Here is a 20,020-nt window from a genome sequence, read left to right as displayed (position 1 = left end):
GCTGTGCTGAGGATTGCCGTCCCGAACAAGGGCTCCCTGTCGGAGCCTGCCGTCGAGATGCTCAAGGAGGCCGGCTACAAGCAGCGTCGCGACTCCCGCGAGCTCGTGCTGCCCGACCCGGACAACGACGTCGAGTTCTTCTTCCTGCGCCCGCGCGACATCGCGGTGTACGTCGGCGCGGGGACCGTCGACGTCGGGATCACCGGCCGCGACCTGATGCTCGACTCGGAGTCCGCGGCCGTCGAGCACCTGCCGCTCGGGTTCGCCCGCTCGACGTTCCGGTTCGCCGGCGCGGCCGGGGAGTGGACCGACGTCGCGCAGGTCGGTGGCCGCCGGGTCGCGACGAGCTACCCGGTGCTGGTGCGCTCGTACCTGCGCTCGCTCGGCATCGAGCCGGCCGGCGTCGTGCGGCTGGACGGTGCGGTCGAGTCCGCGATCAAGCTCGGCGTCGCCGACGTGATCGCGGACGTCGTCGAGACCGGCACGACGCTGCGCGCGGCAGGCCTCGAGATCTTCGCGGAGCCGATCCTGCGCTCGGAGGCCGTCCTGGTCCGCCGGTCCGACGTCGACGAGCCCCTGGGCCTCGACGTGCTGACCCGGCGGATCCAGGGCGTGCTCACTGCGCGCGAGTACGTGCTGATGGACTACGACGTGCCGCTCGACCTCGTCGACAAGGCCGTCGCGATCACGCCCGGGCTCGAGTCGCCCACCGTCTCCCCGCTGCACAACCGCGACTGGGCGGCCGTGCGCGCCATGGTCCGTCGCGACCAGACGAACCGCGTCATGGACTCCCTCTACGACATCGGTGCGCGCGCGATCCTGGTGACGTCGATCCACGCCTGCCGACTCTGAGCGTCGTCGTGGCGGCATCGTCGTACCGGACGTTCCGACCTCGCGCCGCGCGGGTGGTGACGCTCACGCTCGCGGTCGTCGTCCTCGTCCTGACGGGCCTGCTGATCGTGTTCATGCCGACCCTGAACACCGGCGACCAGGTCGGCTTCGCGCTGGTCGGGCTGCTCATCGCGGGGTTCTGCTGGCGACAGGCCACCGTCCAGGCCCGGGTCGACGACGAGGGCGTCACGGTCCGGAACCTCGTCTACACGCGCCGGCTGGAGTGGGCCGAGATCGTCTCGGTGCGCTTCGGCTCCGGGCGGCCGTGGGTCCAGCTGGACCTGTCCGACGGCGACACGCTGGCCGTCATGGGCATCCAGCGGGCGGACGGCGCCTACGCCGACGCCGAGGCCCGGCGCCTCTCGACCCTCGTCGCCCAGCACACGGCCACGCCTCGGGACGACTGAGGTGGAGATCGAGGTCGACGGCGAGCGGTTCCGCGTCGTCGAGCGCGCGGCCGGCGGCTACGACCTGACGTGGTTGACCGGTCCGAACCCCGGCTACGGCTTCTCCTCGAGCGGCATGCCGCTCGACCCTGGACGGCTTGCGCAGACCATCCGCGGGTTCCTCGCCGGGATCGACCCCGCGACGGGGTACCTCGGGGAGGACCCTGCTGCGCAGCCCGGCTACCCGGTCTGCTTCGAGTGGGGGCTGCCGGGTGCGCGATCCCTGGCGGCGTCGGCGGCCGTCTCCGTGGTCGTCGACGTGCTCTCGTTCACCACGACGCTGTCCGTCGCCGCGGACCTGGGTATCGACGTCCTGCCGCACGCGGGCAGCGCCGAGGACGCCGCGCGGCTCGCCGCCGACCGGGGTGCCACGGTCGCCGGTCCGCGGACCGCCGCGCACGGGCCGTCGCTGTCGCCGGCGAGCCTGCGACGGTGGGACGCTCCCGGACGGATCGTCCTGCCGTCGCCGAACGGCTCGACGATCAGTCGCCGGCTCGCGGATCTCGGCACGACCGTCGTGGGTGCGAGCCTGCGCAACGCCCACGCGGTCGCCGCCGAGGTCGGACCGCTCGGACGGGTACTGGTCGTGGCGGCCGGCGAACGATGGCCGGACGGATCGTTGCGGCCCGCGGTCGAGGACCTCTGGGGTGCGGGCGCCGTGATCGACGCGCTGCAGCAGCAGGGACTCGTGCTGTCGCCCGAGGCGTCCGCCGCGGCTGCGGCCTACCGGGAGGTGCGCGGCCACGAGCGCACCGCCCTGCACGGGTGCACGAGCGGTCTCGAGCTGGGCCGTGCCGGGTTCGCCGGCGACGTGGACATCGCGGCAGAGGTCGGTCGCAGCACGTCGGTGCCGACGCTGGTCGACGGCGTCTTCGTCAGCTGAGCAGGTCGACCGCGTGCACGCCCGCGGCGGCGGCGGTCAGGAACGACGCCGGGTCGGCATCGAGCCCCCGGCCCATCGTCGACAGGCGAACCGGTGAGCTCGCCAGCGCGCTCAGCAGGTCCGCTCCTGCGGGCACCCGCACCAGGCGGTGCCGCGACGACAGCGCCGCGACCTGGTCGTCGATCCGGTGCCCGAGCCCGTCGAGCGCACCCGGGTCGAACACGGGGACGACGACGTCCGCGGCCGCGAGCGCGACCCGTCCGTAGGCCGTCAGGGAGTGGTGCGAGATGCCGAGGTGGCGCTCGCGCTCGTCCGCCCCCGAGACGCGCAGGGACGCGACCGGGCGACCGCCCAGCGTGGCCGCCGCGTTGACGGCCTCGCCCGCCGCGACGCCCGAGAACCCCCAGCGCGTGCCCGTGCCGAGGTTGCCCGGCCCCTGCGCGACGACCACGAGCGAGGCGCCGACGACGTGCCGCGCGGCCAGCAGCCCGGTGTGCACCGTGACCGCCTCGAGGTCGCCGCCGAACGCCTGCCCGGTCGTGATGCAGGCGTCGATCCAGCCCGCCGACCGCAGGCCCGCGACGGCCCGGGAGAACCAGGCGGGCAGCGCGCCGCCGTCGGTCATCACGTACGCGACCCTCGGAGGTGCCTGGCCGGTGCGGGCGGCGGCGAAGCGGGCGCCAGCGACGATCGCGGGGAGGGCGGAGTGCAGGTCCGCGACGACGACCGGCAGCCCGGCGAGGTCGTCCGCGTCGCGAAGCACGTCGTGGTGCGGCGACTCCTGGTCGTCGACCCCCAGGACCATCGCCTGCAGCGGCGTGTACCTGGCCTTGACCAGGTGGCCGGGACCCTCGGGCGGGTCGGCCGGCGGGGTGTCGGGCCGCGCGACGACCAGTGCGTAGCCGCCGGTGCCCAGCCCACGGGCCAGGGCCGAGACGTTGAGCAGGACCCGGTCGCCGATGACGGGGGACCCGACGAGGGAGGGGTAGGCCAGCGCCCGGACGGTCCCGCCGGCGGGAACCGCCCCGACCGGCGACTCCAGCTCGACCGTCACCTCTGCGGCGCCCGGCCACGTGGATCCGAGCGACACCACGACCCCAGCACGCCACGTGATCACGCGCCCACGCTACCGGCCACTACGGTGGTGCTCGATGGCCGCTCAGATCGCCCCTGCCGAGCGCCTGCTCAACCTCGTCATCGCCCTGGTCAACACGGCCGGCCGCATGACGAAGGAGCAGGTGCGCACAAGTGTCGCCGGCTACCAGGAGGCACCGTCCGACGACGCGTTCGAGCGGATGTTCGAGCGCGACAAGGACACCCTGCGCGACCTCGGCATCCCGATCCTGACGATCACCGACGCCGGCCACGGCGACGACATCGGCTACCGGGTCGACCTGGACGCCTACGCGCTGCCCCCGCTCGACCTCACCGCCGCCGAGCTCGGGGTGCTGGCCATGGCCGCCCAGGTGTGGCAGGACCAGGCCGTCCAGGCGGACACGTCGCGCGCCCTGACCAAGCTGCGGGCCGTCGGCGAGGGTGTCGAGTCGACGGACCTCGTCGCGGGCCTCTCCCCGCGCGTGCGGGCGGGCGGCGGCGCGTTCAGCCCGCTCGTCGACGCCGTCCAGGCGCGGCAGCCGGTCCGGTTCACCTACCGCGCCGCGACCACCGGCGAGGTCCGCGAGCGCGTCGTGGAGCCGTGGAAGCTGCTCGCCCGGCGTGGCGGCTGGGTGCTCGTCGGCCTGGACCGGGACCGTGGCGCCAGCCGGTCGTACCGGCTGAGCCGCATCGAGGGTGCCGTGCGGTCGGTGGGGGAGCCCGGGTCGTTCCCGCCCCCCGAGCCGGAGGCGCTCGCCCAGGCGATGCGCGCGTGGGGAGCCGGACCCGAGCTGACCGCGACGCTGGCGATCCTCCCGGAGCGCGCGAGCGCCCCGCGGGCGCGCGCCGTCCCCGCGCCACCGGACGCCCCGGACTGGACCGCCGACCCCGCGACCGCGCCCCTCGTCGCGAACCGCGAGCTGGTGCACGTGCCGTACCGGGCCGAGTGGGAGCTGGCCGAGGAGCTCGTCGGCTACGGCGCGGCCGTCGTCGTGCTCGCGCCCGTCAGCCTGCGCGAGCACGTCCTGCACCTGCTGCGGACCGCGGCCGTCCTCGACTCGTCCGTCGACCAGCAGGGGGTGAGCGTCGATGGCTGAGCGCGCCAGCGACCGGCTCCTGCGGATGCTGGGGATGATCACCTACCTGGACCGGCACGAGGGCGTCGCGGTCGAGGAGATCGCCGACCACTTCGGCGTGACGACCGGCCAGGTGATGTCGGACATCGACACGCTCTGGGTCACGGGCACGCCGGGTTACTACCCGCACGACCTCATCGACTTCGACGCGGCCTCCTACGAGCAGGGCGTCGTGCGCCTCACGGAGTCGCGAGGCATGACGCGGCCGCTGCGCCTGGGTGCCCGTGAGGCGGTCGCGCTGGTCGCGGCGCTGCGGGCGCTCGACTCGGCCCTCGGCTCGGCCATGGACCCCGAGCGTGCCGCGGTCCTGCGCTCGGCGCTGGGCAAGCTGACCGCGGCGACCGGCGACGCCGCAGCGGCGGTCGACGTGCGGCTCGCCGTCGACGCCGCGCCCGACGTGGCCGCAGCGGTCGCGACGGCCCTGCGCGACGGGCGACGGCTGCACCTGCGCTACGTGAACGCCGCGGACATCACCACCGAGCGCGACGTGGACCCGATCCGGCTCGCGACCGACGACGAGCGCTCGTACCTGCTGGCGTGGTGCCTGCTCGTGGACGGCGAGCGGCTCTTCCGCATCGACCGGGTGCTGGAGGCCCACGTCCTGGACGAGCCGAGCCTCGAGCACCAGGTGAGCGAGAGCGCGCACCTGTTCGCGCCCGGGCCCGAGGGTGAGCTCGTCACGCTGCACCTGACCAGCCGGGCCCGGTGGGTCGCCGAGACGACGCCCGTCGACGCCGTACGCAACCACGACGACGGCTCGTTCGAGGTCGACCTGCGGGTGGTGCAGGAGTCCTGGCTGCGGCACCTCGTGCTCCAGGTCGCCGACGACGTGCTCGAGATCCAGCCCGCCCGCGTCGCCGAGGAGGTCGCGTCGTCGGCCCGAGCGGCGCTGCGGGCCTACGGTGCGCTCGCCGAGACGGGGGTGTGAGGGTGCTCTGGTTCTCCGTGTGGACCGTGCTGGTGCTGGCGACGCTGGGTGGCGCCTTCCTGCTCGGCCGGCGGCTGTGGCGGTCCGGCGTCGCGCTGGCGAAGGAGCTCGGGCGTGCCGCCGAGGTCGCCGAGCAGCTAGCCGTGCGCGTCGACGAGCTGCAGGCCGCGGCCGCCGCTCTGCGGCCCGACACCGGTCAGACTGTCTTCGCCGAGCCCGCCGAGATGTACGACCGCTACGCCGAGCTCCGCGTCGCCGCGGCCGGCCGCCGGGTCGCCCGGCAGGCTCGTCGCGAGGCGACCCGACGCGCCTGGAAGGCCTACTGGCGCTGACCGTTTCCGCGCGCGCGTAGGATTGCCGAGTCATCACTCAACGACGGAGGCTCGATCCGTGCGTAACCTCAGCGCCTGGCACGTGGTTCTCGTGCTCGCCGTGGTCCTTCTCGTCTTCGGGGCCAAGCGGCTCCCGGACGTGGCCAAGAGCGTCGGGCAGTCGATGAAGATCTTCAAGAACGAGGTCAAGGACCTGAACAAGGACGACGCGCCGACGACGGACGCGCCGGCCGGCACCACCCCGGTGGCCCAGACCACCGTCGTCACCCCGCCGGTCGTCGTGCAGACGCCCGTCGTCACCCCGGACCGGCCCGAGCCGACCGAGGGTTCCGCCCCGCCGAAGGTCTGACCCGCAGGTGAGCGCACGCCGCGGGGATGAACCCGGCGGCCGGATGCCGCTGCGAGCACATCTGGTCGAGCTGCGTCACCGGCTGTTCCTCGCCGTCATCGGCCTGCTCGTCGGGGCCGTCATCGGGTGGTTCCTGTACACGCCGGTCTTCGAGGCCCTGCAGCAGCCCATCCAGGACGTGGCCGAGGCGCGCGGCGACCTCGTCGGGCTGAACTTCAACGGCCTGGCCGCCTCGTTCGACATGCAGATCAAGGTCTCGTTCTTCCTCGGCGTGCTCATCTCGAGCCCCTGGTGGATCTACCAGCTCTGGGGCTTCATCACGCCCGGGCTCACGCGTCGCGAGCGCGCGTACGCGTACGGGTTCGTCGGCGTCGCCGTGCCGCTCTTCCTCGCGGGCGCCTACCTCGCCTGGTGGGCGCTGCCGAACGCCGTCCGGCTGCTGACCGAGTTCACCCCCGAGGGCGCGTACAACCTCATCGACGCCCAGACGTACCTCGGCTTCGTCATGCGCCTGACCCTGGCCTTCGGTCTGGCGTTCCTGCTGCCCGTGCTCATGGTCGCCCTCAACTTCGCGGGCCTCGGCTCGGCGGCGATGTGGCGCCGCAGCTGGCGGTGGGCCGTCGTGATCGCGTTCGTCTTCGCGGCCGTCATGACCCCGACCCCCGACGCGATCACGATGCTCATGGTCGCGCTGCCGATCTGCGGGCTGTACTTCATCGCGCTGCTGGTCTGCGAGCTGCACGACCGGCGGGTCAACAAGCGTCGCCTGGCCGAGGGGCTGCCGACGCTCGACGGCTACCTGCCCGACGACACCCCCGGGGGGGCCGCGTGACTCGTCTGGGCGTCGTGGTGAACCCCACCGCGGGCAAGGGGCGGGGGACCGCCGCCGGCCGACGCACGCACGAGCTGCTGCGTGCTCGCGGGCACGACGTCCAGGACCTCTCGGCTGCCTCGCTCGCGCTGGCCACCGACCGCGCCCGCACGGCCGTCCTGGCGGGCCTCGACGCGCTGGTGGTCGTGGGCGGCGACGGGATGGTGCACCTGGGCGTGAACGTCGTCGCCGGCACCGACCTGCCGCTCGGCGTCGTCGCGGCGGGGACGGGCAACGACATCGCGCGCACGCTCGAGCTGCCGAAGCCGGGCCACGTCGACGCGTCCGTCGCCGCCATCGAGCACGGGCTGCGCGAGGGACCCCGGCAGGTGGACGCGGTGCGCGTCGGTCCGCCCGGCACGGCCGCGCACGAGTGGTTCCTCGGAGTGCTGTCCTGCGGGTTCGACGCCGCGATCAACGCCCGGGCGAACGAGATGACCTGGCCCAAGGGCTCCGGGCGGTACGTGCGGGCGTTGCTCGCCGAGCTGCCCAGGTTCGAGCCCTACGGGTACCGCGTGACCATGGACGACCAGGTGTGGGAGTCCACCGGCACGCTCGTCGCGGTCGCGAACGTGCCGTGGATCGGCGGCGGCCTGAAGATCGCGCCCGACGCCGTCGTGGACGACGGTCTGCTCGACGTCGTCGTCGCCGGACCCTTCAGCAAGCCCGGCGTGATCAAGATCTTCCCCGGCATCTACGGGGGCAAGCACGTGGGCCACCCGTCCGTCGACGTGTTCCGCAGCCGGTCCGTGCTCATCGAGCCGCTGACCGACCTCGGCGGCCTGCCGCCCGCCGCGTTCGCCGACGGGGAGCGCGTCGGACCGCTCCCGCTGCGGGTCACCGTCGAGCCCGGGGCGCTCTCCGTCCTGTGCTGATGCGCGCGCCGGGCCTGTGGGCGGCCCACGTGTGCCTAGGGTGTGCGTGTGGTGGCCCGCACACGCAAGTCCTCCCGTCCCGCTGACCCGCCGGCCGAGCCCTCGCCCGCCGAGCGTTACGCGGCGGCCCGCCGCCGGGCCGACGAGGAACGCACCGAGCTCGCCAAGTTCCGGGAGCTGCTGGGGTTCCCGCTCGACCAGTTCCAGGTGGACGCGTGCCTGGCGCTGGAACGCGGCAGCGGGGTGCTCGTCGCGGCGCCGACCGGTGCGGGCAAGACCGTCGTCGGCGAGTTCGCCGTGCACCTCGCGCTCGAGTCCGGTCGCAAGGCGTTCTACACGACGCCGATCAAGGCGCTGTCCAACCAGAAGTACGGCGACCTGGTCCGTCGCTACGGCGCCGAGAAGGTCGGCCTGCTCACCGGGGACACGACGATCAACGGGGACGCCCCGGTCGTCGTGATGACCACCGAGGTGCTCCGCAACATGCTGTACGCCGGGTCGACGACCCTGCAGGGGCTCGGGTTCGTCGTCATGGACGAGGTGCACTACCTCGCCGACCGGTTCCGTGGGCCCGTGTGGGAAGAGGTGATCATCCACCTCACCGACGACGTGCAGCTGGTGTCGCTGTCCGCGACCGTCTCGAACGCCGAGGAGTTCGGCGACTGGCTCGCCACCGTCCGCGGCGACACGACCGTGGTGGTCAGCGAGCACCGTCCCGTGCCGCTCGGGCAGCACGTCCTTGTACGAGGCGAGCTGCTCGACCTGTACGCGGGTCACGTGGACCCGACGGCGCCGGGCGTCGACCCGCCGATCAACCCCGACCTCAGCCACCTGCTGCGCCGCAGCAACCGCGAGGAGGTGCCGGCCCGACGCGGTCCCGCGCACCGCGGCCGGCAGCAGCAGGGCCGCCCGAACCACCGCCCGGGCGGCGGGAAGCCCACCCCTCGGTTCGCGGTCGTCGACGCGCTGGAGGCGGACGGGCTGCTGCCCGCGATCGTCTTCATCTTCTCGAGGGCCGGCTGCCAGGGCGCCGTGCAGCAGTGCCTCGCCGCGGGCGTGCGGCTGACGAGCCCGGCCGAGTCGTCGCGGATCCGGATGATCGTCGAGGAGAAGTGCGCCGCCGTCCCGCCCGAGGACCTGCCCGTGCTCGGCTACTGGGAGTTCGCGGAGGCGCTCAGCCGGGGCGTCGCCGCGCACCACGCCGGGATGCTCCCACTGTTCAAGGAGACCGTCGAGGACCTGTTCTCGCAGGGGCTGGTCAAGGTCGTGTTCGCCACCGAGACGCTCGCGCTCGGCATCAACATGCCCGCGCGGTCCGTGGTGCTCGAGAAGCTGGTCAAGTGGGACGGCTCCAGCCACGTCGACGTCACGCCGGGGGAGTACACCCAGCTGACCGGACGCGCGGGACGCCGGGGGATCGACACCGAGGGCCATGCGGTCGTCGTCGCGCACCCTGGGCTCGACCCGGTGCAGCTGGCCGGCCTGGCGTCCAAGCGGCTCTACCCGCTGCGGTCCAGCTTCCGCCCCACCTACAACATGGCCGTCAACCTCGTGGCGCAGGTCGGTCGCGACCGTGCTCGTGAGGTCCTGGAGACGTCGTTCGCGCAGTTCCAGGCCGACCGGGGTGTCGTCGGCCTGGCGCGGCAGGCACAGAGCCACACAGAGGCGCTGGACGGCTACGCGAAGGCGATGGAGTGCCACCAGGGCGACTTCGCCGAGTACGCGTCCCTGCGCCGGCAGATCACAGCCCGCGAGAAGGACCTCACACGCGCCGAGGCGTCCGCCCGCCGGGCCGAGGTCGCCCGGACGCTCGAGGGCCTGCGGGTCGGGGACGTGCTCGAGATCCCCGTGGGGCGTCGGTCGGGCCACGTCGTCGTCATCGACCCCGGCGGCGAGGCCGGGTTCGACGGCCCGAAGCCGACCGTGCTCACCGTCGACCGCCAGGTCCGCAAGCTCACGGTGGCCGACGTCGGGACGGGGGCCCGCACCGTCGGGTTCCTGCGCGTGCCCAAGGGGTTCACCGCCCGCGTGCCGGCGGCCCGCCGCGACCTGGCCGCCCAGCTCCGCACGGCCGTCAGCGAGGACGGGCACGCCCACACGTCGTCCAAGGGCCGCGTGAAACCGACCCGACGGGCGGCGGCCACCGACGACGCCGAGATCGCCGAGCTGCGGCGTCGGATGCGCGCGCACCCGTGCCACAGCTGCCCCGACCGCGAGGAGCACATGCGCTGGGCAGAACGCTGGGCGCGGCTGTCCGGCGAGCACGACGCGCTCGTCGCCCGGATCGCGGGCCGCACGGGTTCGATCGCGGCCGTGTTCGACCGCATCTGCGACGTGCTGCTGCAGCTGGGCTATCTCGCGCAGTCCGACGCCGAGGGCGGCGGCCGCGCCACGCTCGAGGTGACCGACGAGGGCCGCTGGCTGCGCCGGATCTACGCGGAGAACGACCTGCTGCTCGCGGAGTGCCTGCGACGCGGCGTGTTCGACGAGCTCGACGCCCCGGGTCTGGCGGCGGCCGTCTCGACCCTGGTCTACCGGTCCCGCCGCGACGACCAGGGCGAGCCGCGCATCCCGGGAGGACCGGCGAGCAGGCTGGGGGTCGCCCTGGACGCGACCGTCCGGGCCTGGTCCGAGCTCGACGACCTCGAGTCCGCGCACAAGGTCGAGACGACGCAGCCGCTCGACACCGGCCTGGTCGAGGCCGTGCACCGCTGGGCGGCCGGACGCAGCCTCGACGCGGTGCTCAAGGGCAACGAGCTGTCCGCCGGGGACTTCGTCCGCTGGTGCAAGCAGGTCATCGACGTGCTCGACCAGGTGTCCCAGGCGGCCCCGCACGACCGCGTCCGCGAGACCGCCCGCAAGGCCGTGGACGCGTTGCGGCGCGGAGTGGTGGCGTACTCGTCGGTGTAGGGCTCTATCGTGCCCGTGTGAGCTCGACCCTCTACCGCCACGGCGCGGTGCACACGTCCGCAGACCCGTTCGCCGAGGCGCTGCTCGTCGAGGACGGTGTGGTCGCGTGGATCGGCGCCGACGACACCGCCGACGGGCTCGCCTCCCGGGCCGACGAGGTGATCGATCTCGACGGCGCGCTCGTGGCCCCCGGCTTCGTCGACGCGCACGTGCACGTCCTGGAGACCGGCCTCGCGCTCGAGAGCATCGACCTGTCGGCCGAGGGCGGCGTGCACTCGCTCGCGGACGCGCTCGAGGCCGTGCACCGGGCGGCGCAGCAACGGTCCGCGAGCGCGCAGGACAGCCCTCTGCTCGGCTTCGGCTGGGACGAGCTGCGCTGGCCCGAGGGGCGGCCGCCCACCCGCGAGGAGCTCGACTCGGCCGCGGGTGGCGCTCCGGTGTACCTGGCCCGCGTCGACGTGCACTCGGCGGTCGTCTCGAGCGCCCTGACCGCGAGCGCCGGCCTCGACGTGCTGCCGGGCTGGAGCTTCGACGGGCGCGTCGAGCGGGACGCGCACCATGCCGCCCGGGACGCGGCGCGCACGGTCGCGCCGGACCGGCGGACCCGGTTGTACCGCCAGGCGCTGGAGCACGCCGCGGCCCGGGGCGTCGTCTCCGTGCACGAGCAGTCGGCGCCCTTCATCGACACGCGCGAGGGTCTGATCGAGCTGCTCGAGCTGACCGCCGACGAGGAGAGCGGCCTGCCGCACCTCGTGGGCTACCGCGGCGAGCAGTGCGTCACCGTCGACGACGCGCGCGAGATCCTGGCGGCGATCCCCGGCCTCACCGGGATCGGTGGCGACCTGAACATCGACGGCTCGCTCGGCTCGCGGACCGCCGCGCTGCGGGCGCCCTACACGGACGCCCCGTCGAGCGACGGCGCGTTGTACCTGACCGCCGAGCAGGTCTGCAACCACCTCACCGCGGTCACCCGTGCGGGCGTCCAGGGCGGCTTCCACGTCATCGGCGACCGGGCGATGGACGAGCTGCTGATCGGGCTGCGGGCCGCCGTCGACGTGGAGGGTGTGGAGGCGATCGCGCGACGCGGGCACCGGCTCGAGCACGCCGAGCTCGTCGACGCCCCGACGTTGGCCGCGTTCGTCCTCCTGGGCGTCCAGCTGAGCGTCCAGCCCGGGTTCGACGCCGCGTGGGGCGGTCCGGACGGCATGTACGCCGCCCGTCTCGGCGCCGGCCGCGCCGCCGCCCTCAACCCGCTGGCCGACCTCGCCGCGGCCGGGATCCCGCTCGCGTTCGGCTCGGACTCGCCCGTCACGCCGATCTCGCCGTGGGCGGCGGTCCGTGCCGCGGTCCAGCACCGCTCCGCCGACCAGCGGATCTCGGCGCGGGCCGCGTTCCGGGCCTCGACCCGTGGCGGTTGGCGGCTCGCGGGCCTCGACCACACCGGCGCCGGCGAGCTGCGGGTGGGGTCGCCGGCCCACCTCGCGGTGTGGCGTGCGGAGCATCTGACCGTGCAGTCGGCGGACGGCCGCTTCTCGTCGTGGAGCACCGACGCGCGCGCGGGGATCCCGCTGCTGCCGGACATGTCGCAGGACGCCCCGCTGCCGGAGTGTCTGCGCACCGTGCGCGGCGGGACCGTCCTGCACGACACGTTCTGAGACACGCCGGACGACGCGATCCGAGACACGCGGGAGAACCTGGACAACTGACCGGGTGAAAAAAACGGAGCCCGATCGTGGACAGCGCAGTCCGATTCCGCCTGATCCCGCGACACGCGGACCGACACGCCGAACCGAACGGTACAGACCGTACGCGGGGGGCTCTGGTGACCTGCGGGTACGGCTCTCACCTGCACCGTCGCGGCCTTGACACACCCGGGGAACTGGGTAGGTTTCAGGGGATCCACCTGAGCGACATGCCCACGACGACGTCGGGCCATGGGGGGCAAAGGTGGAGAGCTAGGGCTCCGACCGGGCCCGCGTGTTCAGTAGACAACGGTCCGTGCGCCTGCACGCCGACCGGTACGAAGGACACGCGGGCCGGTCGGTCGGCGCCCCTGAGCGATTCTCAGGCGCCCCGGTCGCGACGACCTCCCGACACATGCACCTGACGTACTCTCCTGAGGTGCCCGCCCGTGAACCCGCCCGCTGGTGGACTCTCGTTCTCGCCGTCGCCGGTGGCTATCTGACCCGGCTCGCCTTTCCCGCTCCCGGCTGGTGGGGGATGGCCTTCGTCGGCATCGCGCTCGTCTACCTCGCGATGCGTCGGGACGGCGCCCGCTGGAACGCCCTCGTCGGGTTCGTCTGGGGCCTGGCCCTGTTCGTCCCCTTGATCAGCTGGACGGGCGACGCCGTGGGACAGGTGCCCTGGTTCGCCCTGTCCACGCTCGAGGCGCTGTACTTCGCCCTGTTCGGCGCGGCCTGGTCGTGGGCCCGGCGCGGGCAGGCCGTCTGGCGCAGCGGAGGTCTGCAGGTCGTCGTGTTCGCGGTGCTCTGGGCCGCCACGGAGGAGCTCGCGGCGTCGTGGCCCTTCGGTGGGTTCCCGTGGGGGCGGATCGCCTTCTCGCAGGCGGACTCGCCGCTCGCCGCGTTCATCTCCTGGGGCGGGACGCCGTTGCTCACCGGAGTCGTCGTGGCGGTCGGGGTGCTCCTGGCGCGGATCTGGCTCGCGGCCCGCAGGCTGCGCCTGGTGCGCCTCGGCGTGGCCTGCGCGGTGGTCGCGGTCATCTTCGTCGTCGGCCTGACCATCCCGCTCGACACCCAGGCCCAGCAGGGCTCGCTCAAGGTGGGTGCCGTCCAGGGCAACGTCCCCGGCACCGGGCTCGACGCGTTCGGGCAGCGGGAGGCGGTCCTCGACAACCACGTCGCGGGCACCTACGCGCTGCTCGACCAGGTGGAGCCCGGCGATCTCGACCTGGTCCTGTGGCCCGAGAACGGCACGGACATCGACCCGCAGGTGGACGCCGGGGCGGCGAAGCTGATCGACGACGCCGCGACCGCGGTCGATGCCCCGATGCTCGTCGGCACCGTGCAGTACCCCGAGAGCGGCGGCCGGTACAACACCGCCGTGCTCTGGGTGCCCGGCGTCGGTGTCACCGAGTACTACAGCAAGCAGCACCCCGCGCCGTTCGCCGAGTACATCCCGCTGCGCTCGCTGGTGCGTCCGTTCTCGTCGGCGGTCGACCTGGTCACGCGCGATATGCTGCCCGGCAACAAGCCTGGGTACATCCCCCTGCAGTCCGAACGGCTGGGCCGCACGGTCGGGATCGGGGACGTCATCTGCTTCGAGGTCGCGTACGACGCGATCGTCCGCGACGCCGTTCGGGCCGGGGGAGAGGTGCTGGTCGTGCAGACGAACAACGCGTCCTTCGGCGTCTCCGACGAGTCCACGCAGCAGCTCGCGATGTCGCGTCTGCGCGCGATCGAGCACGGCCGGGCCACCGTCCAGATCTCCACGGTGGGCGTCAGCGCGGTCATCGAGCCGAACGGTGTGGTCGCGCAGGACACCGACCTGTTCACGGCCGCGCAGATGGTGGCGTCCCTTCCGCTGCGCGACTCCCTGACGCCCGCTACCCGGCTGGGCTCCTGGCCGGCGTGGATCGTCGACGGCCTGGCGATCGTCATGGTCGCCGCCGGGATCGCCGGCGCCCGCGGGATCCGTCGCCAGGACCGGGTCGGCACCGCCGCATGACGGGCTCCGTCGGACGCGTGCTGGTCGTCGTCCCCACGTACAACGAGCGCGAGAACCTCCCACTCGCCCTGGACCGGCTGCGCGCGCACGTGCCGCAGGCGGACGTCCTCGTCGTCGACGACGGCTCTCCCGACGGCACGGGCGAGGTGGCCGAGAAGATCGCCGATCAGGAGGTCGACGGACCGCGGCGCGTCCACGTCCTGCACCGGTCCGGGAAGCTCGGTCTCGGGACGGCCTACATCGCGGGGTTCCACTGGGCGCTCGAGCGGTCCTACGACGTCGTCGTCGAGATGGACGCGGACGGCTCGCACCGCGCCGAGGACCTGCCCAGGCTCCTCGACGCGCTGCAGGACGCCGACCTCGTGCTCGGCTCGCGGTGGGTGCCCGGCGGCAAGGTGCTCAACTGGCCGATGAGCCGGCACGTCCTGTCGCGGGGCGCCAACACGTACACGCGGATCATCCTGGGCATCCCGCTCGGCGACGCCACGGGTGGCTTCCGCGCCTACCGCGCCACGCTGCTGCGGGACCTCACGCTCGACGACATCGCGTCCCAGGGCTACTGCTTCCAGGTCGACATGGCGTGGCGGGCCGTCCGGCAGGGCGCGCGCGTCGTCGAGGTTCCCATCACGTTCGTCGAGCGTGAGCTGGGCACGTCGAAGATGAGCCGGGCGATCGTCGTCGAGGCCTTGGTCAGCGTGACGCGGTGGGGGATAGCAGAACGCTCCCGCCGTGTGGCGGGAGCGTTCAGGCGTTCCTAGCTGTCGAGCGCGTCAGGCGCTGCGGCGCAGCTTTCCCGAGCGGAGCAGGTCGAGGCGCTCGTCGAGCAGCTCCTGGAGCTCACCGACGGTGCGGCGCTCGAGCAGCATGTCCCAGTGCGTGCGCGGGGGCTTGCCGGCCTTCACCTCGGGTCGCGAGGCGTCGCGAAGCAGTGCCTCCTCGCCGCAACGGCACTCCCAGACCACCGGGACATCGGCCTCGACCGAGAACGGCAGGATGATCGTGTGCCCGTTGGGGCAGTCGTAGTGAGCCTGGAGGCGGGGCGCGAACTCGACGCCGTCTTCCGTCTCCATGCTGTGGGACCCGATGCGCATGCCGCGCAGGGACCGGTTTGCCATCTTGGGATCCTCCGTGCCGTTGTACGGCCGTCGAGAGTGTGAACTTCCACCGGTGTTAACGGTGGGGGCCCCTCCAGTGTTCCAGGTCGAGGTGAAGGGACTGTGAACGCCCTCAGCATGCGGCGGAGAGGCTTAGGGTCGCAGGGTGACTTCGCAGGCTCCCACCAGGCAGATGACGTTCCGACAGCTCGGCGAGCGCGGACCGAGCGTGTCCGTCGCCGGCCTCGGGTGCAACACGTTCGGCGCAACGCTGGCCCCGGACGGGGTTCCGGCCCTGGTCTCCGCGGCCCTGGACGCCGGCATCACCTTCTTCGACACGGCCGACGTCTACGGCGGGTCGTTCGGCCAGAGCGAGGAGCTGCTGGGCGCCGCGCTGGCCGGCCGTCGCGACGAGATCGTCCTCGCCAGCAAGTTCGGGGCGGGCGCGCCGCAGGGCGAGGCGGCGGGCTCGCGCGCATACGTGCGGCGCGCTGTCGAGGCCTCGCTGCAACGGCTCGGCACCGACCGGATCGACCTGTACCAGATGCACGTGCCGGATCCCGTGACGCCCATCGAGGAGACGCTGGCCGCCCTGCACGAGCTCGTCGTCGAGGGAAAGGTCCGCTACCTCGGGTCCTCGAACTTCGCGGGCTGGCAGGTGGTCGACGCCGACTGGAGCGCGCGGACCGCAGGTGCGACGGCCTTCGTCTCGGCCCAGAACCGGTACAACCTGCTGGCCCGGGACGCCGAGGCCGAGCTGATCCCCGCGCTCGAGCAGGTCGGCGTGGGCCTGATCCCGTACGTGCCGCTCGCCTCGGGGCTCCTGACGGGCAAGTACTCGCGCGACGAGACCGCGCCCGAGGGTTCGCGACTGTCCCGCTGGCCCGACCGGCTGGCGGCCGCCGACTTCGACCGGATCGATGCGCTCGCCGCGCTGGCCGGGCAGTGGGACATCGACCTGCCGACGCTGGCGCTGGGTGGCCTCGCCGCCCAGCCCGCGGTCTCGACGGTCATCGCCGGCGCCCGGACGCCCGAGCAGCTGCGCGCGAACGTGGCGTCGATCCTGTGGGAGCCGACGCTCGACCAGCTCGCCGCGATCGACGACGCATCGCCCGGCCCGGTCGGCTGACCGGCTCACCACTCGAGCATCCTGGCGCGGTCGGCGCCGATCGCGGCGAAGCCCGACACGCGGACCCCGGCCTCGTCGGCACCCTCGCGCAGGGCACCTGCCCACGACGCCTCGAACAGGCCCCTGTCTCCGCCTGCCTCCCGGACGAGACCCACGAGCACCGACCCGCCGGGCGCGTACTCGTCGAGGACCGAGCCGAGGACGTGCATGATGCCGCTCACGACCTCGGGCTCGGCGCGCATCGCGACGTCCGAGATCGGCAGCGCGACCGGAAGGGTGTACCCGCCTGCGTCGAGCAGCACGAACCACAGGGCCGGCTCCCCGGACCGTTCGTAGCCGACGAGGCCGAGGAGCACCCCGAGGGCGTCGTCGGGCGTCCCGACCGGGCCGCCCGGCGGGGGCGGCAGGTCGTCGTCCGGACCGTCGTCGTCCCAGTCCAGCGCCTCCCACGCCCCGCGCCCCGCCCTGAGCTGGGTGTCCCACTCCTCGTCGAGCCAGTCGTCGTCCTCGTTCGCCGTCATGCGTCCAGGTTGCCCCCGGACGACGGCGCGGAACGGGCTCGCGGCGGGCTCGGGGGCCCGGCGGGGGCTGTGGTCGGCTCAGGCCGCCAGGTGAGCGGTCAGCGCCTCCACGACGAGCGCGTGGTCGTCGGCCTGGGGGAGACCCGACACGGTCACGACGCCGACGACGCCCACGTCGCGCACCCGGATCGGGAACGCACCACCGTGCGCGGCGTACTCGCGCAGGGGCAGGTCGTGCTGCTCGTTGAACGTCGTGCCCTTCGCCTTCGCGCGCAGCCCGACCAGGTAGGACGGCGCGCCGAAGCGCAGGACCACCCGGACCTTGCGCGCCACCCACGTGTCGTTGTCCGCCGTCGTCCCGGCCCGCGCCGCGTGGAACACCTGCTGAGTCCCGTGCTGGACGTCCACGGTGATCGGCAGGTCGCGCTCCTGTCCCAGCTCGATCAGCAGGCAGCCGAGCCGCCAGGCGTCGTCGTGGGTGAAGGTGGTGAACACCAGGTCGCGTTCCTGCTGCTCGATGGTCGCGATGGTGCGCTGGATCTCGGTGACGTCGTCGGCACTCATCACGACATCGTCGCAGACGGCACGGGGGCCACCCCGAAGTTGCTGTCGAACAGGTGCGACGGGTCGTAGAGCGCCTTGAGCCGGCCGATCTTGGCGAGAGTCGCGGGCGGGAACGCCTCGGCGACGCGGGCGGGGGACTGGTTGGTCTCGAAGCTGAGGTAGACCCCGTCGAGGTAGGGCGCGAGCCGCTCCCACCAGGCGTCGATGTCGGCGCGACGACGCCCGCCGGCCGTCGCGGCGAGCGAGAAGTTCTGCGTCCGGTGGGCATAGGCGGTGGCCGCGGGGTCGAGGTCGTTGACCGCACCGCCGACCGCCCGCAGCTGCACCATGCCGGACACGCCGGAGCGCACCAGGTCGGCCAGCAGCTCGGCCAGCTCGGGCGTCACGTGCTCCACGAGCCCGCCGCGCGCCGCAAAGTCGGGTCCGCCGGTGTGCTGACCGTGGTGCGCCTCGACGGTGGCGGCGTAGGGGACGACCTGCGCCTGCTGCTGCAGCACGGGCGCCAGGTCGAGGAACGGCTCGAGGACCGCGACCGCCGCTTCGGTGTCGTCGTTCGCCCAGACGGCGATCGTGTAGCCGATGGCCGGGTTCTGCCCGCTCGCGGGGATCAGGCTCAGGAAGCTGGTCAGCTCGCGCGGCGCCCCCTCGACGAACGTCGCCCACGACTCGATGAACGCCGCCGTGTCCGTGGCGTCGAAGACGATCGTCGCGTGCACGACGTTGCCCACCTGCGCGGCCTCGATCTCGACGGCGGTGAGGATGCCGAAGTTGGCGCCCGCACCCCGCACGGCCCACAGCAGGTCGGGCTCGTGCTCCGCGTCGGTGCGCACGATCCGACCGTCCGCGAGCACCAGCTCGGCGGCCACGACGTGGTCGAGCGTGAGGCCGTACGAACGGGCGAGGAACCCTTGGCCGCCCGCGGTCACCAGCCCGCCGACGCCGACGTCGCCGTAGTCGCCGGAGCTGATCGCGAGCCCGTGCGGCGTGAGCGCGGCCGCGACGTCGCCCCAGCGAGCCCCGGCCCCGAGCCGGACGAGTCCGCGGCTGCGGTCGAGCACCTCCACCGTGTCGAGCTTCCCGACGTCGATCACGATGCCGCCGTCGTTCGTCGACCGACCGCTGATCCCGTGCCCGCCGCTGCGGACCGCGAGCGGCACGTCCTGCGTTCGGGCGAACGCGAGGGCGTCGCTGACGTCCTGCGGCGAGGTCGCCCGGATGACGAGGCCCGGCGAGCCCGCGTAGATGTACGTGGAGCGGACGCGCCCGTACTCGCGGTCTCCAGGCTCCACGGCCTTGCCGACGAGGGACGCGGGCAGCCCGTCGTAGTCGATCCCCGGACGCCGTCTGGCCAGGGCGGCCGCGGGCCGGACCGCGCCGGTCGCCGTGCCGGCCGAGGACCTCTGGGCGGCGACGGCCTCACGCAGTGCCGGAGCGACCTCCTGCCCGAAGACCGCCAGCGTGCGCTCGTCGTCGGCCGCGACGATGAACGTGCCGATGCCGTCCTCGAGCGCGAGCGGCAGGAGCTCGTCGACCCACTGCTCGGGGGTGCCCTGGGGACCGCCGATGTTGAGGAGCCGGCGGATCTCGCGCGGGTCGCGGCCGGCGGCCTCGGCCGCCTCGTCGATGGCCGCGTTGCCGCGCCCCAGGTCGCCGGGCTGCAGGTACCCCTGGCTCGGCAGCCAGCCGTCGGCCTTGGTGCCGACGAGCCGCAGCATCCGCGGCTTGTAGGCGCCGAGCCAGATCGGGATGTCGTGCGCGGGCGACGGGCCCCGCTTCGCGCCGTCGACCTGGTGGAACGTGCCGCGCACCCGCAGCGGAGTCCGCTCGTCGGCGTCCCAGACGCCGCGGATGATGTCGATCGCCTCGTCGAGCGCGGTCACGCCCTCGCCGGGGGTGCGACGCGGTGCGCCCATCGCCACGATCGCGTCCCAGAACGCCCCGGACCCGAGCCCGAGCGCCAGCCGGCCGCCCGAGAGCAGGTCCAGGCTCGCGGCCGCCCGTGCGAGGACGGCCGGCGGACGCAGCGGCAGGTTGAGCACGTTGCCCGACAGCAGCACCCGCTGCGTCGAGGCGGCGACCCAGGACAGCAGCGTCCAGGTGTCGAGGAACGCCGGCTGGTAGGGGTGGTCCTGGAACGTCACGAGGTCGAGGCCGACCTCCTCGCTCGCCTGCGCGAGCGCCACGACCTGGTGCGGGTCCTTGGCCGACGGCGTGATGAAGCTGCCGAACACGAGGTCATGGCCGTAGTCGGGCACCCTGGAAGCCTTTCGTCGAGTGATACAACGTTCAACTATATCGCCCGTGAGGAC

The 20,020-nt window shown here is 73.4% G+C and carries 19 protein-coding genes; 14 read left to right on the top strand and 5 right to left on the bottom strand.

The window, feature by feature from the left end:
• The first annotated feature begins 3 nt into the window (after positions 1-3).
• From hisG to AC1DUE_RS10700, 3 genes are read left to right on the top strand one after another with little or no spacing between them, the layout of a single operon-like run.
• Positions 4-852 carry an ATP phosphoribosyltransferase gene (gene hisG / locus AC1DUE_RS10710; RefSeq protein ID WP_477039396.1) on the top strand — a complete coding sequence of 283 codons (849 nt, stop codon included), beginning with the start codon at positions 4-6 and terminating at the stop codon, positions 850-852.
• Positions 853-860: 8 nt separating this feature from the next.
• Positions 861-1,298 carry a PH domain-containing protein gene (locus AC1DUE_RS10705; RefSeq protein WP_477039395.1) on the top strand — a complete coding sequence of 146 codons (438 nt, stop codon included), beginning with the start codon at positions 861-863 and terminating at the stop codon, positions 1,296-1,298.
• Between the two features lies 1 nt (position 1,299).
• Entirely contained in the window at positions 1,300-2,220 is a 921-nt protein-coding gene (locus AC1DUE_RS10700; RefSeq protein WP_477039394.1) for a 2-phosphosulfolactate phosphatase, read from the top strand.
• Here AC1DUE_RS10700 and AC1DUE_RS10695 read toward each other — a convergent pair.
• On the bottom strand, positions 2,213-3,337 hold the full coding sequence (locus AC1DUE_RS10695) for a DUF3866 family protein (RefSeq protein WP_477039393.1): 1,125 nt from the start codon (positions 3,335-3,337) through the stop codon (positions 2,213-2,215). The genes AC1DUE_RS10700 and AC1DUE_RS10695 overlap by 8 nt on opposite strands.
• A gap of 34 nt (positions 3,338-3,371) precedes the next feature.
• On the opposite strand from AC1DUE_RS10695, the gene AC1DUE_RS10690 reads away from it, so the two are divergent.
• The 10 genes from AC1DUE_RS10690 to AC1DUE_RS10645 all read left to right on the top strand — a co-directional run bounded on the left by AC1DUE_RS10690 (position 3,372) and on the right by AC1DUE_RS10645 (position 15,161).
• Positions 3,372-4,412: a helix-turn-helix transcriptional regulator gene (locus AC1DUE_RS10690; RefSeq protein ID WP_477039392.1), complete on the top strand. Its 1,041-nt coding sequence runs from the start codon at positions 3,372-3,374 to the stop codon at positions 4,410-4,412.
• On the top strand, positions 4,405-5,379 hold the full coding sequence (locus tag AC1DUE_RS10685) for a helix-turn-helix transcriptional regulator (protein ID WP_477039391.1): 975 nt from the start codon (positions 4,405-4,407) through the stop codon (positions 5,377-5,379). The genes AC1DUE_RS10690 and AC1DUE_RS10685 overlap by 8 nt, the downstream gene beginning before the upstream one ends.
• A 2-nt stretch (positions 5,380-5,381) precedes the next feature.
• The gene (locus tag AC1DUE_RS10680; RefSeq protein WP_477039390.1) at positions 5,382-5,711 is read left to right on the top strand and encodes a hypothetical protein; all 330 of its coding nucleotides are present in this window, start codon (positions 5,382-5,384) and stop codon (positions 5,709-5,711) included.
• Between the two features lie 58 nt (positions 5,712-5,769).
• Entirely contained in the window at positions 5,770-6,060 is a 291-nt protein-coding gene (tatA, locus tag AC1DUE_RS10675) for a Sec-independent protein translocase subunit TatA (RefSeq protein ID WP_477039389.1), read from the top strand.
• 43 nt (positions 6,061-6,103) lie between these two features.
• Positions 6,104-6,892, top strand: a complete 789-nt coding sequence (gene tatC / locus AC1DUE_RS10670) for a twin-arginine translocase subunit TatC (RefSeq protein ID WP_477039461.1) — start codon at positions 6,104-6,106, stop codon at positions 6,890-6,892.
• Positions 6,889-7,806, top strand: a complete 918-nt coding sequence (locus AC1DUE_RS10665; protein WP_477039388.1) for a diacylglycerol/lipid kinase family protein — start codon at positions 6,889-6,891, stop codon at positions 7,804-7,806. The genes tatC and AC1DUE_RS10665 overlap by 4 nt, the downstream gene beginning before the upstream one ends.
• 48 nt (positions 7,807-7,854) lie before the next feature.
• Complete coding sequence (locus tag AC1DUE_RS10660) at positions 7,855-10,716, top strand: DEAD/DEAH box helicase (RefSeq protein WP_477039387.1); 2,862 nt, start codon at positions 7,855-7,857, stop codon at positions 10,714-10,716.
• Positions 10,717-10,733: 17 nt separating this feature from the next.
• A complete protein-coding gene (locus AC1DUE_RS10655) occupies positions 10,734-12,371 on the top strand; it encodes an amidohydrolase (protein ID WP_477039386.1) in 1,638 nt (545 codons plus the stop codon).
• Between the two features lie 466 nt (positions 12,372-12,837).
• Positions 12,838-14,403: an apolipoprotein N-acyltransferase gene (gene lnt, locus AC1DUE_RS10650; RefSeq protein ID WP_477039385.1), complete on the top strand. Its 1,566-nt coding sequence runs from the start codon at positions 12,838-12,840 to the stop codon at positions 14,401-14,403.
• On the top strand, positions 14,400-15,161 hold the full coding sequence (locus AC1DUE_RS10645; RefSeq protein WP_477039384.1) for a polyprenol monophosphomannose synthase: 762 nt from the start codon (positions 14,400-14,402) through the stop codon (positions 15,159-15,161). The genes lnt and AC1DUE_RS10645 overlap by 4 nt, the downstream gene beginning before the upstream one ends.
• Positions 15,162-15,173: 12 nt before the next feature.
• Here AC1DUE_RS10645 and AC1DUE_RS10640 read toward each other — a convergent pair whose 3' ends face one another.
• Positions 15,174-15,518, bottom strand: a complete 345-nt coding sequence (locus AC1DUE_RS10640) for an RNA polymerase-binding protein RbpA (RefSeq protein WP_028046368.1) — start codon at positions 15,516-15,518, stop codon at positions 15,174-15,176.
• Positions 15,519-15,690: 172 nt separating this feature from the next.
• Here AC1DUE_RS10640 and AC1DUE_RS10635 point away from each other — a divergent pair, with 172 nt between their 5' ends.
• Complete coding sequence (locus AC1DUE_RS10635) at positions 15,691-16,626, top strand: aldo/keto reductase (protein ID WP_477039460.1); 936 nt, start codon at positions 15,691-15,693, stop codon at positions 16,624-16,626.
• Between the two features lie 5 nt (positions 16,627-16,631).
• Here AC1DUE_RS10635 and AC1DUE_RS10630 read toward each other — a convergent pair whose 3' ends face one another.
• From AC1DUE_RS10630 to AC1DUE_RS10620, 3 genes are all read right to left on the bottom strand, one after another.
• The gene (locus tag AC1DUE_RS10630) at positions 16,632-17,147 is read right to left on the bottom strand and encodes a hypothetical protein (protein WP_477039383.1); all 516 of its coding nucleotides are present in this window, start codon (positions 17,145-17,147) and stop codon (positions 16,632-16,634) included.
• A 78-nt stretch (positions 17,148-17,225) separates the two neighbouring features.
• Positions 17,226-17,711, bottom strand: coding sequence for a heme-degrading domain-containing protein (locus tag AC1DUE_RS10625; protein WP_477039382.1), 486 nt, complete (start codon positions 17,709-17,711; stop codon positions 17,226-17,228).
• Positions 17,711-19,966 carry an LLM class flavin-dependent oxidoreductase gene (locus AC1DUE_RS10620; protein ID WP_477039381.1) on the bottom strand — a complete coding sequence of 752 codons (2,256 nt, stop codon included), beginning with the start codon at positions 19,964-19,966 and terminating at the stop codon, positions 17,711-17,713. Before AC1DUE_RS10620 ends, AC1DUE_RS10625 begins: the two co-directional genes overlap by 1 nt.
• Positions 19,967-20,020: the final 54 nt, after the last annotated feature.

The sequence above is a fragment of the Cellulomonas sp. P4_A2 genome (assembly GCF_056402515.1).
Note: the sequence above shows the minus strand (reverse complement) of the source record. Positions and strands in the feature narration are given on the sequence as shown.